At 67.6% G+C, this 13,466-nt stretch carries 12 protein-coding genes; 11 read left to right on the top strand and 1 reads right to left on the bottom strand.

Annotation, left to right across the window (positions count from 1 at the left end; genetic code table 11):
• Positions 1-604 precede the first annotated feature (604 nt).
• From ACWEH3_RS26205 to ACWEH3_RS26245, 9 genes are all read left to right on the top strand, one after another.
• Positions 605-1,975 (top strand): sensor histidine kinase, encoded by a 1,371-nt coding sequence (locus ACWEH3_RS26205; RefSeq protein ID WP_450020261.1) that lies wholly within the window; start codon positions 605-607, stop codon positions 1,973-1,975.
• Positions 1,975-2,400 carry a roadblock/LC7 domain-containing protein gene (locus ACWEH3_RS26210; protein WP_039805396.1) on the top strand — a complete coding sequence of 142 codons (426 nt, stop codon included), beginning with the start codon at positions 1,975-1,977 and terminating at the stop codon, positions 2,398-2,400. The genes ACWEH3_RS26205 and ACWEH3_RS26210 overlap by 1 nt, the downstream gene beginning before the upstream one ends.
• A 73-nt stretch (positions 2,401-2,473) precedes the next feature.
• The gene (locus tag ACWEH3_RS26215) at positions 2,474-2,824 is read left to right on the top strand and encodes a DUF742 domain-containing protein (RefSeq protein WP_039805398.1); all 351 of its coding nucleotides are present in this window, start codon (positions 2,474-2,476) and stop codon (positions 2,822-2,824) included.
• On the top strand, positions 2,799-3,404 hold the full coding sequence (locus ACWEH3_RS26220; RefSeq protein WP_039805400.1) for a GTP-binding protein: 606 nt from the start codon (positions 2,799-2,801) through the stop codon (positions 3,402-3,404). Before ACWEH3_RS26215 ends, ACWEH3_RS26220 begins: the two co-directional genes overlap by 26 nt.
• A complete protein-coding gene (locus ACWEH3_RS26225; RefSeq protein WP_450020258.1) occupies positions 3,401-4,672 on the top strand; it encodes a cytochrome P450 in 1,272 nt (423 codons plus the stop codon). Before ACWEH3_RS26220 ends, ACWEH3_RS26225 begins: the two co-directional genes overlap by 4 nt.
• Before the next feature lie 13 nt (positions 4,673-4,685).
• On the top strand, positions 4,686-5,915 hold the full coding sequence (locus tag ACWEH3_RS26230; protein ID WP_450020256.1) for a cytochrome P450 family protein: 1,230 nt from the start codon (positions 4,686-4,688) through the stop codon (positions 5,913-5,915).
• 297 nt (positions 5,916-6,212) lie between these two features.
• Positions 6,213-7,505, top strand: coding sequence for a cytochrome P450 (locus tag ACWEH3_RS26235; RefSeq protein WP_450020254.1), 1,293 nt, complete (start codon positions 6,213-6,215; stop codon positions 7,503-7,505).
• A 344-nt stretch (positions 7,506-7,849) separates the two neighbouring features.
• Positions 7,850-8,971, top strand: coding sequence for a cytochrome P450 (locus ACWEH3_RS26240; RefSeq protein ID WP_450020252.1), 1,122 nt, complete (start codon positions 7,850-7,852; stop codon positions 8,969-8,971).
• A 10-nt stretch (positions 8,972-8,981) separates the two neighbouring features.
• On the top strand, positions 8,982-10,208 hold the full coding sequence (locus ACWEH3_RS26245) for a cytochrome P450 family protein (RefSeq protein WP_450020250.1): 1,227 nt from the start codon (positions 8,982-8,984) through the stop codon (positions 10,206-10,208).
• A gap of 39 nt (positions 10,209-10,247) precedes the next feature.
• Here ACWEH3_RS26245 and ACWEH3_RS26250 read toward each other — a convergent pair whose 3' ends face one another.
• The gene (locus tag ACWEH3_RS26250) at positions 10,248-11,192 is read right to left on the bottom strand and encodes a hypothetical protein (RefSeq protein WP_450020248.1); all 945 of its coding nucleotides are present in this window, start codon (positions 11,190-11,192) and stop codon (positions 10,248-10,250) included.
• Positions 11,193-11,252: 60 nt separating this feature from the next.
• Here ACWEH3_RS26250 and ACWEH3_RS26255 point away from each other — a divergent pair, with 60 nt between their 5' ends.
• Complete coding sequence (locus tag ACWEH3_RS26255; protein ID WP_450020246.1) at positions 11,253-12,581, top strand: MFS transporter; 1,329 nt, start codon at positions 11,253-11,255, stop codon at positions 12,579-12,581.
• A 359-nt stretch (positions 12,582-12,940) separates the two neighbouring features.
• Positions 12,941-13,441: a flavin reductase family protein gene (locus ACWEH3_RS26260; protein WP_450020244.1), complete on the top strand. Its 501-nt coding sequence runs from the start codon at positions 12,941-12,943 to the stop codon at positions 13,439-13,441.
• Positions 13,442-13,466 lie beyond the last annotated feature (25 nt).

Raw genomic sequence — 13,466 nt, forward strand, 5'->3', positions numbered from 1 at the left:
TCCGGTCGGTGGCGAGGGCGGCCGGTCCGGGTGGAGTCCCCGCACAGAGGTGGACGCTACTTCGCGGACTCGAATTCGAGCACCCGCCAATACATTTGTTGATGCGTCAGCGAACATCCATTCCGCCTGTTCGGCTCGGCCGCCGTGGGCGTTCCCGGCCTCCGCGCCGCCACCCGCGCTTCCGGTGCTCTCCGGCGCGCAGGCCCATACGCAGGACAAATGGTCCACGGGTTGCACCGCAGCCCAACATTATTGCGCAGCTATGTCGCGATCTGCGGCACCTATCGTCCCAGTTCCGGGAATCCGGAAAGTGTCTGTGGGATCGGCAGAGAGTTCGGTGGAATGCTGCTAATGTGCGAATGGTCGGGTTCTGGTTACCGTTCGGACACGATCCGGGCGGTCGGCGATTGACATGTAATCGCCTGTCCTGCGGGCACTGTGCGGTAGGCGCTCTCGGTGAGCGCCGGTGCCGTCGTGGGATTTCCGGTACTCCGACGCGGACCCCACCGACCGGTCCGTTCATGGGTCGGCAGGCGAGGGAAGGCGAGCGAAGCAGGATGGCAGTGGGCCGATTCCTCGAGACCAGTCAACGACGAAAGAACTGATGAATCAAGATATCGCCGTGGTGCTTTCATGGATCCTCGCCGTCGCTTTGGTGATCGCCGTAGCGGGGGCGTTGTACGCAGTGCAGTATGCCAGGGCTCAGCGGGCCAAGCTCGAGGCTCTGGCCAGGGAACAGCGCGCGACCGAGGACACGCTCGAGCGGTTCGCCGCCACCACGCTACCCGCGGTGGCCGAGTCGATCCGCCGGTTCGAGTCCCAGGTGCCCCCGGTCGAAGTCCAGGCGGGCATGGAGAATTCGCGGCTCGCGCAGATCCTGCGGTGGATCTCCGAGCGGTATGCCGACGATCTGAGCCTGATGCGCTCGGAGACCAGGGAGCTGACCAACAACGAAGGACAGCAGGCGATCAAGGCGGCCGAGGAGGCCGCGCGCAACGAGGTCGCCTCCGCGTCGCGCCAAGCGACCAGCGCCGCGGTCCGCTCGTTCGGCACCTCCGTGGTCAGCCTCGGCGCTGACGTCAGCCAGGTGGTGAGCGCCGCGCTGCGTGAGCATCGCGACGATCAGGTGTACGAAACCCTCACCCGCATCGACCACACGGTGCAGCAGATGATCCGTCAGGCGCAGTCCTACGTGATCGTCTGCGGTGGTCTGCCCGGCCGCCGCTGGCCCGCGCAGACGCTGACCGACGTGGTCGGCGGCGCCACCGGCCGTGTCCGGGAATACCTGCGGGTGCGGCCCAACCAGCTCGACCGTGTCGTGATCAGCCGCGCGGTGGAACCGCTCGTGCACACATTGGCGACCTTGCTGGACAACGCGTTGCGGTACTCGCCGCCGACTTCCTACGTGGACGTCAACTTCCAGGAGGGTCACCACGGCGTCACCGTCATCATCGATGACGCGGGCGTGCGGATGAACGCCGAGCAGATGGAGGAGGCCCGCCAGGTGCTCGCGCACGAGCGGCCCGTCGACATCCACCAGCTCGGCCCGTCGCCGAAGGTCGGCTTCCCGGGCATCGCCGCGCTGGCCCGCCGCTACGGCTTCACCGTCTACATCGACGGCCCGAACGTCTACGGCGGCATGCGCGCGATGGTCTACATCCCGGAGTCGCTGCTGGTCACCCCGCAGAACGTCCAGGAGGTCGCGCCCGTGACCGAGGCAAAACCGGAGCCGGCCACGGTTCCCGCGCAGGACGCGCCGAGCGAACAGCCCGGCGAGAACGAGCCGTCGCTGTCGGTGAGCGAGATCACCAGCGGCGGGCTACCCAAGCGGCGACGCAGGACGGTCGCACTCGCCCCGGTCGGGCCGCGCACCGAACCCGGTCTCGCTCGCCCCGAGGTCGCCGCAGCTTGGCATACCGGCTCCAAGAGCGGCCGCGCCGCCGCATCTGATGACACGGAAGGGATGACATCCTGATGGCCACACCCGTGACCGACAGCAGCAACAAACTGGGCTGGCTACTCGAAGATCTCAGCATCACGGGTGTGCGGTTCTCGGTGTTGCTCTCCGACGACGGCCTGCGGATCGCGCACTCCACGGGGATCGCCCGCGACGAGGCGGAACGCTTCGCCGCCGCGGCCTCCGGCCTGCGTTCGCTCGGTAAGGCGCTCGGCGAATTCTGCGGTGACGCCACGAACGGCGTGCGGCAGAACATGACCGAGTACGACCAGGGAATGATCCTCATCACCGCGGCGGGCGAGGGCGCGCTACTCGGCGTCGCGACCACCAACGACATCGACGTGGGCCTCGTCGCCCACCGGATGAACGAGCTGGCAGGCCGGGTCGGACGCGAGCTCGGCAGCCAGCCGCGCAGGCGCGTTGACGGCAGCGAAATGCCATGATCGAGCGCAGCGAGCGAGTCAGAGGTACTGCGCCGCTGGGCAGCACGGAGCCGAGCGAGAGCGAGGGGCCGTCATGAGCAAGCCGCGGCGCGATCCGGACCTGGTCCGGGCTTATGTGCGCACCGGAGGGCGTACGCGCCCCACTCGCGAGCTGGACCTGGTTACTTTGGTCCTGACCGCCAAAGATCCACTCCCCGGCGCGTCGCCCGATGCGCGCCGGGTCATGGCCCTGTGCAGCCGTCGGGGTGCGCTGTCGATCGCGGAGATCGCTGCGTACCTCGACCTTCCGCCGTCCGTCGTGAAGATCGTCGCGTCCGATCTCATGGACGGCGGGCATCTGGTCACCCCCACCCCGGCCGAGTCCCTGCCGGAGATCGCTCTGCTGGAGGAGGTACTCAATGGGCTCCGTGCTCTCGCCGTCTGATCGCGCCGTCGATTACGTGCCGGAGACCGTGACCCGCTCGGTGAAACTGCTGGTGGCCGGCAACTTCGGTGTCGGCAAGACCACGTTCGTGAGCAGCGTCTCGGAGATCAAACCGCTGCGCACCGAGGAGACCATCACCGAAGCCAGCGTCGGCGTCGACGACATGGCGGGGCTGCCCGGCAAGTCGCAGACCACGGTCGCGATGGACTTCGGCCGCATCACGCTCAGTCCCAAATTGGCGCTCTACCTGTTCGGCACTCCGGGTCAGCAGCGTTTCGTCCCCTTGTGGGAGGAGCTGGCCCGCGGTGCGCTCGGCGCGCTCGTGCTGGTGGACACCCGCCGCATCGAGAAGTCCGACGAGGTCCTCTCGGTGCTGGAGGAGCGCGGCGTCCCGTATTCGGTCGCCGTCAACCAGTTCGAAGGCGCCCGGCCCTACCCGCTCGACGAGGTGCGCGATGCCCTCGACCTGGAACCCGGGACCCCCCTGACGTCACTGGACGCCCGGGACCGAGGCACGTGCCTGCGTTCGCTGATCACGCTAGTCGAATTCTTGTTCCACCGTTTGGAGTCTCGCATTTGACCACGCCCCAGTCCTCGACCCACCCCGCGCACCTATCCAGCGGCGCCTGCCCGGTCGCACACGGATCGCCGATCGACACCGACGGTCCCAGAATTCCGCTCTATGCCGAGGGATTCGCGGCCGACCCCCACGGGATCTACCGGGAAATGCGCAGGCGCCACGGTTCGTTGGTCCCGATCGAACTGTCGCCAGGGGTGCCCGCCACGCTGGTGATCGGCTATCAGGAAGCCGTGCGGATCCTCAACGATCCCGAGCACTTCCCCGCCGATCCACGCATCTGGCAGAAGAACATTCCCGAGGACTCGCCCATCCGTCCGATGATGGAGTGGTACCCGAACGCGCTGCGCAACAGCGGCGCGGCGCATGCCCGCTACCGGGGTGCGTACGTCGCGAGCATCGACGCCATCGACCTGCACGAGGTGCACTCGATGGTAGAGCGCATCGCGATTCCGCTGATCAACACCTTCTGCCAGGCGGGGTCCGCCGATCTGGTGACCCAGTACGCGTTCCCGCTCGTCTTCGAAGTGCTCAACCGGATCGTCGGCTGTTCGACGGAACTGGGGCAGCGGGTCGCCACCGGCATGGCGATGCTCTTCGACACCGTCGAGGCGGCCAAGGGCATGCAGATGCTCTCCGAGGCGCTGATGGAGCTGATCCACCAGCGCCGCGCGGAGCCGGGCGACGACGTCACGTCCCGGTTGGCGCATCACCCGGCAGGCCTCGACGACGAGGAGATGCTGTCGAACCTGATCAGCCTCTACGGCGCCGGGATCGAGCCGCAGCAGAACCTGATCACCAACACCCTGCTGCTGATGCTCACCGACGACCGTTTCGGTGGCGACATGCTCGGCGGCGCGCTGTCGACGCGTGACGCGCTGGACGAGGTGTTGTTCAACGACCCGCCCATGGCGAACTTCTGCATCACCTATCCGCGCCAGCCCATCCTGATCGACAACGTCTGGTTGCCCGCGCACCAGCCGGTGCTGGTCAGCCTGGCGGGCTGCAACAACGATCCGGCGATCCGCGGCGGCGACCGCACCGGTAATCGCTCGCATCTGGCGTGGGCGGTCGGACCGCACGCCTGCCCCGCGAAGTCCGTCGCGTCCGTGGTCGTGCAAGAAGCCATCGACCAGCTGCTCGACGCTCTCCCCGAAATGCGGCTGGCCGTGCCCGCGGACGAAGTGGTCTGGCGCCCCGGCCCATTCCACCGGGCGTTGGCGGCCCTGCCGGTCGTCTTCCCCAAGTCCCCTCCGTTGAACATGGTGTAAGGAGAAGCGTCCGATGTCGCAAGAGCCGATAGTCTTGGATCTGACCGGTTCCGATATCCAAGGCGAAGCGGCGCGGCTGCGCGAGCGTGGGCCGGTGGCCCTAGTGGAACTGCCCGGCGGGGTGCCGGCGTGGTCGATCACCGATGCCGTCGTGCTCAAGAGCCTTCTGGCCGACCCGCGCGTCTCGAAGGATCCCAGGCAGCACTGGGCCGCGTTCATGAACGGCGAGATCACCGAGGAGTGGCCGCTGCACCCGTGGGTAGCGGTCGACAACATGTTCACCGCCTACGGCGCCGAGCATCGGCGGCTGCGCAAGCTGGTCGCACCCGCGTTCACGCACCGTCGTACGGTGGCGCTTCGACCGCGCATCGAAGCGATCACCGCCGAGTTGCTCGACCAGTTGGCCGCGACCCCGCGCGGCACGGCCGTCGATCTGCGTGAGGGCTACGCCTATCCGGTGCCGATCCAGGTCATCACCGAGCTGATGGGTGTGCCCGAGCATCTGGGCCCAGGGGTGCGGAAATGTGTCGACGGATTCTTCGACACCTCGTTCGGGCCGGAGGAGGCCCAGGCCAACTACCTGGAGATGTACCGGCTCATCAGCGAACTGGTGGCGTACCGGCGGGAGAGACCCGGCGACGACATCACGAGCGTGCTGATCGCCAGCCGGGACGAGGAGGACGGCTCACAGCTGACCGAGAAGGAACTCGTCGACACCCTGATGCTGGTCATCAACGCCGGGCACGAGACGACGGTGAACCTGCTGGATCAGGCCATCTTCGCGTTGCTCACCCGTGCGGACCAGCGTGCCGATGTGGTGGCGGGGCGGATCCCCTGGTCGGATGTGGTGGAGGAGTCGCTGCGCTACGAGGCGCCGGTCGCGCACCTGCCGCTGCGCTACGCCGTCGAGGACATCGACATCGCCGACGTCCGTATTCCCAAGGGGGAGGCGATCCTGGCCTCCTACGTGGCGACCAACCGCGATCCGAAGGTGCACGGTCCGAACGCCGACCAGTTCGACCTGCGTCGCTCGGTCAAGGATCATGTGGCCTTCGGTTACGGGGCGCATCATTGCCTGGGCGCGCCGCTGGCCCGGATGGAAGCCGAGATCGCCCTTCCGGCCATCTTCCGGCGCTTCCCGGACATGCGCCTCGCGGTCGATCCGTCCGAGCTGGGCACCGTGCTCAGCTTCATCTCCAACGGTCATTCCGAGCTGCCGGTGTTCTTGGAGGCGACGGAGTAGGCCGGCTGGGAAGAACATCTCGATCACACCCGGCATGGGCGCTCGGCTGTCCCGCGCCGGGACTCGACAGCCCGCGTGGCCCTCGTGGATACGCGGGCGGAGGTGTTTCACCGTTGGCGTGCGCAGTGGGAACACGCACGATCGCATCGGTTTGGCACACGAGATATGCTTTGCCGCAGCGGAATTCGGCATTCGCTCGAATTCGAGACGCTCACCTGGCAGTTCGCTTCCCGGGCTCCGGGACGCGTGTCGTGTGCCCACCCTGCTCGTCGAACGTTCCGATTTTGGAGTCACGTTTTGACCCACCCCCAGTCCTCGACATCGTCCTTCTCCAGCGGCTGCCCGGTCCCGCACGGTTCACCGGTCGGCTCCGACGGACCCCGGGTCGCCTTGTACTCGGACGATTTCGCGGCGGATCCACACCACGTCTATCGAGAAGCGCGCGCGAGATACGGTTCCCTGGTGCCGGTGGAACTGTCGCCCGGCGTGCCCGCGACACTGGTGATCGGATATCACACCGCGGTGCGCATCCTGAACGATCCCGACCACTTTCCCGCCGATTCGCGGACCTGGCAGCAGACCGTGCCCAGTGACTGTCCGGTCCTTCCGCTGCTCGAGTGGCGTCCGGCGGCGATCCGCAACTCCGGCATGGAACATGCCCGATACCGGCAGGCCACGGTCGCGGGCATCGATGAGATCGACCAGTTCGCGCTGCACAATACGGTGGAGCAGATCGCCGTGCCACTGATCAATACGTTCTGCGGGGACGGCTCCGCCGATCTGATCTCGCAATACGCGTTCCCGCTTGCGTTCGCGGTGATCAACGCGATGCTCGGCTGCCCTCAGGACATCGGGCAGCGGGCGGCGGCGGGACTGGCCGCCATGTTCGAAGGCGTGGACGCCGAACAGGGCAATACGATGTTCAACGAGGCGATGGCGGACCTGGTGGCGCTCAAGCGATCCCATCCCGGCGACGACATCGTCTCCCGGATACTGCGGCACCCCGTCGATTTCGACGACGAGGAGATGGTCCAGCAGGTGCTGATGCTGTACGGCGCGGGGATCGAGCCGCAGCAGAATCTGATCGTCAACACCCTGCGCCTGATGCTCACCGACCAGCGGTTCGCGGGCGGCATCCTGGGCGGCAGCCTGTCGACCCGGGACGCGCTGGACGAGGTGTTGTTCACCGACCCGCCGCTGTCGAACTACTGCGTCACCTTCCCGCGACAGCCGATGCTGATCGACGGCGTCTGGCTACCCGCGCACCAGCCGGTGGTCATCAGCATGGCCGGATGCAACAACGACCCCGCGATCAACACGGGCGCCTACACCGACAACCGCGCTCATCTCGCCTGGAGCGTCGGGCCGCACACTTGTCCGGCCCGGTCGGTGGCCTATCTGATCGCCCAGGACGCCATCGATCAGCTGCTCGACGCGTTGCCGGAGATGCGGTTGGGTGTTCCTGCCGAGCAGCTGACCTGGCGACCGGGTCCGTTCCATCGATCGCTGACCGCCCTGCCGGTCCTCTTCCCGGAATCACCGCCCCTGTCCGTCTATGTCCCGCAGCCGGAGGGGAGCACGGCGCAGTAGCCGTGCTCCGTCCGGCGAGCCGCCATCGCCGCGTTCCCGTCCAGAAGGAGGTTGCCGCTCAGAGGTCGTCGTGCACACAGCTGATGAGGGTGTGCGCCGGCCTGTCACCGATCCCACGCCTCACGTCGACCTACGCCGTCGCGGCGCGCACGCGCCCGGTCGATCGCGTTCGTCACATGTTCGTTTCTCTGGAGTTTCGTCTTTTGACCACGCCACACTTCCCGCCGTCCACTTCCGCGACCGGGTGCCCCGTCTCGCACGGCTCGCCGATCGACACCAGCGGCCCTCGTTACCCGTTGTATTCGCAGGAATACGCGGAAGATCCGCACAACGCATACCGTCAAATGCGCCGCCAGTTCGGTTCGCTCGTTCCGATCGAGCTGTCGCCGGGCGTGCCCGCCACCTTGGTGATCGGCTACCACACCGCGCTGCGCATCCTCAACGATCCCGATCATTTCCCGGCCGATCCGCGGATCTGGCAGAAGGACATCCCGGGCGAGTGCCCGGTCCTGCCGATGCTGGAGTGGCGGAAGAACGCGCTGCGCAGCGCGGGCTTGGAACATCTGCGCTACCGGCAGGCGAACGTCGCCGCCATCGACGGGGTCGACCTGCACGCGATGCACGGAACCGTCGAGCAGATCGCCATCCCGCTGATCAACGCCTTCTGCGAGGACGGCGCGGCGGATCTGATCAGCCAGTACGCGTTCCCGCTCAGCTTCGCGGTGCTCAACGCCATGCTCGGCTGCCCGGCGGACATCAGCCAGCAGGTCGCGACCGGTATGGCCGCCATCTTCGAAGGCGTCAACGCGGACAAGGGCAACGCGATGCTCACCGACGCGCTGTTCGAACTGGTGCAGCTCAAGCGCAAGGACGCGGGCGACGACATCACCTCGAGGCTGTTGCGGCACGAAGCCGGGCTCGACGACGTCGAGATGATCCACCAGTTGATCACCCTCTACGGCGCGGGCATCGAACCGACGCAGAACCTCATCGTCAATACGGTGCTGCTGATGCTCACCGACGAACGTTTCGCGGGAGACTTTCTCGGCGGCAGCCTCTCGACCCGCGACGCGCTCGACGAGGTGCTGTTCAACGACCCGCCGATGGCGAACTACTGCGTCAGCTTCCCGCGCCAGCCGATCCTCATCGATGATGTCTGGCTACCCGCGCACCAGCCGGTGCTGATCAGTATGGCCGGATGCAACAACGATCCGGCGATCGGCGTCGGGCAGCGCACCGACAGCCGCGCCCATCTGGCGTGGAGCGTGGGCCCGCACGCCTGCCCCGCCCGGTCGGCCGCGTACTTGGTGGTGCAGGACGCGATCGACCAGATCCTCGACGCCTTGCCCGAGATGCGCTTGGGCGTGCGGCCCGATCAATTGAACTGGCGGCCGGGACCATTCCACCGCGCTCTGGTCTCCCTGCCGGTCGTCTTTCCGAAATCCCCTCCGCTGACCGTCTTCTAAGGAGTCCTCGATGGACACACAACCCCTGGTACTCGACCCGGTGGGTGCCGATATTCAGGGTGAGTCCGCCCGTATTCGTGCGCGCGGTCCGGTGACCCCGGTCGAATTGCCGGGCGGCGTGCGAGCGTGGTCGGTCACCGACGCCGACGTGCTCAAGCGGTTGCTGGCCGATCCCCGGGTGTCGAAGGACGGCAAGCAGCACTGGCCCGCGTTGATCAACGGCGAGATACCCCAGGACTGGCCGTTGTTGCCGTGGGTCGCGGTGAACAATATGTTCACCGCGTACGGTGCCGACCACCGCAGGCTGCGCAAACTCGTCGCGCCCGCCTTCACGCACCGCCGCACCCAGGCGATGCGCCCGATGGTCGAGCAGATCACCGCGGACCTGCTCGGCGCGCTCGCCGCGACACCGGCGGGCGAAGCGGTCGATCTCAGGGAAGGTTTCGCCTACCCGCTGCCGATCCAGGTCATCAGCGCGCTGATGGGCGTTCCGGAATCCCTGAACGCCGGTCTGCGCAGATGCGTCGACGGCATCTTCGATACGTCGCTCGGGCCCGAGGAGTCCCAGGCGAACTACATGGAGATGTACCGGATCCTTGGTGAACTCGTCGCCTATCGGCGGGAGACACCCGGTGACGACATGACCAGCCTGCTGATCTCGCACCGGGACGAGGAGGACGGCTCGCAGCTGACCGAGCAGGAGTTGATCGACACGCTGCTGCTTGTCATCAGCGCGGGGCACGAGACCACGGTCAACCTGCTCGATCAGGCCGTCTTCGCGCTGCTGACCCACCCGGACCAGCGTGTCGAGGTGACCGAGGGGCGTGCGGCCTGGTCCGATCTGATCGAGGAGGCGCTGCGGTACGAGGCGCCGGTGGCGCACCTGCCGCTGCGCTTCGCGGCCGACGACATCGAGATCGACGGCCTGCGCATCGCCAAGGGCGAACCGATCCTCGCGTCCTACGCCGGGGCCAACCGCGATCCGAAACTGCACGGCCCCACCGCGAGCGAATTCGACGTGCGGCGAGCGAACAAGGAACATCTGGCCTTCGGCTACGGGGCCCATCACTGCCTGGGCGCACCCCTGGCGCGGCTGGAAGCCGAGGTCGCCCTGCCCGCGCTCTTCCAGCGCTTCCCGAACCTGCGCCTGGCGGCCGATCCCGCCGAACTCGGGAGCGTGTCCAGTTTCATCTCCAACGGGCACGCCAGGCTGCCGGTGTACCTGGCGGCGGACTAGGGGCTGACCCGCGCCCCCGGTCGCTGCCGGAGGCGCGGCTCAGCGCAATGCTTCGACCAAGCCGGACTTGCGAGCCTTCGCGAGTCCGCGCCGGGCGAGAAAACCGTTGCCGAGCAACAGGATGGTCTTGTTCGGCGGCGCTTTGAACCCGGACGCGGTGTGCGGCGCGTACACCGCGTCGGGGCCGGAAACCTCGAGCCAGCCGGTGTTCTGCCGCGATTCCAAGCCGATCAACTGGGACCGATACTCGTGGGCCAGCAGCCCGGCGCGGCGTCCGCCTTGCGGAAGGCCCGCCGGGACGGTCAACCGCACACCGTCGGCGCTCGACCCGGTCACCTGCACCGGGACGACCGCCGGGTAGCCGTCGGCCTGCCGGTAGCCGAGCAGCCGGTGCGGCAGCTTCGCCGCCTGAGCCGCGGTCCGGGCGACGTCCACCCGGGGGGCCGTCCCCTTCGCCGGAGGCTGCTGTGTCGCTGGTTCGACAGAATGGACCGCGGCACCGAGGATCTCGGGCGTGCCCGCCGCGTCGAAGTCCGGCCATACGACGATGCGATCGACGGTCACGGTCACCACCACTCGATCGGCGTAGTAGGCGCGCAGCCACCGGTCCCAGAACACACCGCGCCGCGGTGCGCCCATGTAGGGCGTGGCCTGGGCGCCGAGGCGGTCGAGCGCCTCCTGGTCGGGCGCCGGGTCGAACGCCGCGGTGCCCTGCACCAGCACGAATCGCGAGTTGTCCCGGCTTCCTATGCCGTGCTCGCGCGCGTGATATGCCAGCGCCACTTTGGGCCGCTTCATTCGCTCCAGCTTGCGTCCGAACCCGAGTGAAGTCGTGAATCCCACTGTTCCCGGGGCCCGGTCGCGCAGCCCGATCGGCGACACCGCCGACACCACCGCGCCGCCCGCGGGCGTCACATACGCTGCGGCACAGGTCAGATCGCCGCCGAGAACGTCGTCCACATCGTCCGGCCAGGTAACCGCCATGGGACGGATTTTACTGCGCCGCCCTTGACGACGCGGCCGTCCGGAGCCGAGAGTGCGCAGATGGTTTCCACCGCCGAGGCGGCAGACACGACGCTGCGCAAGGTCACTATTCGCCTGCTGCCCTTTCTCGGGCTGCTGTACTTCGTCAACTATCTGGACCGGGTGAACATCGGGTTCGCCGGGCCGAGCGGCATGAAGACCGAGCTCGGGCTCACCGAGACCGCGTTCGGATTCGCCTCCGGCATCTTCTTCGCCGGATACCTGCTGCTGGAGGTGCCGAGCAACCTGGCGCTGCACCGGTTCGGCGCCCGGCGCTGGATCGCCCGGATCATGGCCACCTGGGGGCTGGTGGCCACGGCGATGGCCTTCGTGCCCGACGCCACCGTGCTGTATCTCCTGCGGTTCCTGCTGGGTGTGGTGGAGGCGGGCTTCTTTCCCGGCATCCTGCTCTATCTGACCTATTGGTTCCCGCAGGCGCAACGGGCGCGGATCGTCGCGTTGTTCATGACGGCGGTGCCCTTGTCCACCGCGTTGGGCGCGACGGTGTCCAGCTTGATCATTCGATACGGCGACGGCGTCTTCGGGCTCAGCGGTTGGCGTTTCATGTTCTTGGTCGAGGGGTTGCCCGCCGTCGCGCTGGCGGTGGCGACTTGGTTCTATCTGACCGACCGTCCCGAGCAGGCGGGCTGGCTGGCCTCCGCCGAACGGGAGTGGCTGGCCGGCGAACTCGCCGCGGAGCAGGCCACGTTGCGGCGCGCGGAGCACTGGACGGTGCGCCGTGCGCTGACCCATCCGCGGGTGCTCGGCCTCGCCTTCGTCTACGGCGGCATCGTCTACGGCCTGTATGCGCTGGGATTCTTCCTGCCGACGATCATCGACGGCTTCCAGCAGCAATACGGAACGCACTACTCGGTGGTGCAGCGCGGACTGATCAATGCGGTGCCCTACCTCGTCGGGGCCGTGGTGATGGTGTGGTGGGGCAGGCACGGCGACCGGACCGGTGAGCGCGCGTGGCACGTCGCCCTGCCCGCGCTGCTGGGCGGTCTCGCCATCCCGGTGGCGCTGTATCTCGGCGATCCCTTCGCCGCGATGGTCGCGGTCACGGTGTGCGCGGTCGGCGTGCTCGCGGCGCTGCCGACGTTCTGGGCCCTGCCCGGCACCTTCCTGTCCGGCGCGGCGGCGGCGGGTGGCATCGCGTTGATCAACTCGGTCGGCAACGTCAGCGGTTTCGTCGCGCCGTACGTCACCGGTGGGCTGAAGGACGCGACCGGCAGTCAGCGCGCCGGGCTCTGGGTGGTGGGATTGTGCATGATCGCCGCAGCGGCGGGCGTCATGACGCTGCGGCGGCGAACCGGCGACGCTCCCGTCGACCGGAACGTGGATCTGTGATCCTCGGCCTGCCCATGGCCTCGCTCGCCGCCGAGTTCGTGGCACGATCCGTGCCGCCGAACCGCGGCCGCCGAGGCGAGGGTCAGCCGTATGCAGAGATGTGCTCGCAATGTGGCGACCGCCACCATGCGTTTTCGGTGTCGGCGCGGAAGTCGTTGTGGTGGACTATCATCCACGGCAATGTAGATCGGAAAGAGCTGATCTACCGGGCCGTCGTACGGGCCTCTCACTCTTGTCGGCGTCGGCGTCTCAGACGACTTGCCGCCGCGGTTGTAGGGTGAGTGCTGCTCGTTCCGGCATGTTTGCGCGACGGTCGCGCGGGCATCCGGGGAAGACGTCGCATCACGCTGGGAGGGCCGATGGCTACCGAAGACCGGACCGCAGTGTTCGACGCGGTGGTCGCGGCGGCGGACTATCCCGTGCTGCTGGTCACCGTGCAGGCGGACGGCCGGCGCGCCGGTTGTCTCGTCGGCTTCGCGACGCAGGTCAGCATCGAGCCGCGCCGGTTCCTGGTCGGCCTGTCCAAGAAGAACTACACCTATCGGGTCGCGCAGCACGCCGACCGGCTCGCGGTGCATTTGCTCGGCAGCGAGCAACTCTCCCTCGCACGGCTTTTCGGCGGTGAGACCGGCGACGACATCGACAAGTTCGTGCACTGCGACTGGCGCCCGGGTCCGGGCGGCATCCCGGTGCTCAGCACGGTGCCCAGCTGGTTCGTCGCTCGTATCCGCGACCGCTACGACCTGGGTGATCACCTCGGGATGCTGCTGGAACCCGAGGACGGCGCCGTGCTGCGGCCCACCGCGGAGACCCTGCATTACCACTCGGTGGCGGATCTGGTTGCGGGCCATACCGTCTGAGTTGGTTCGGGACCGCCGCCCGGGC

This window comes from Nocardia sp. NPDC004718 (assembly GCF_053601535.1).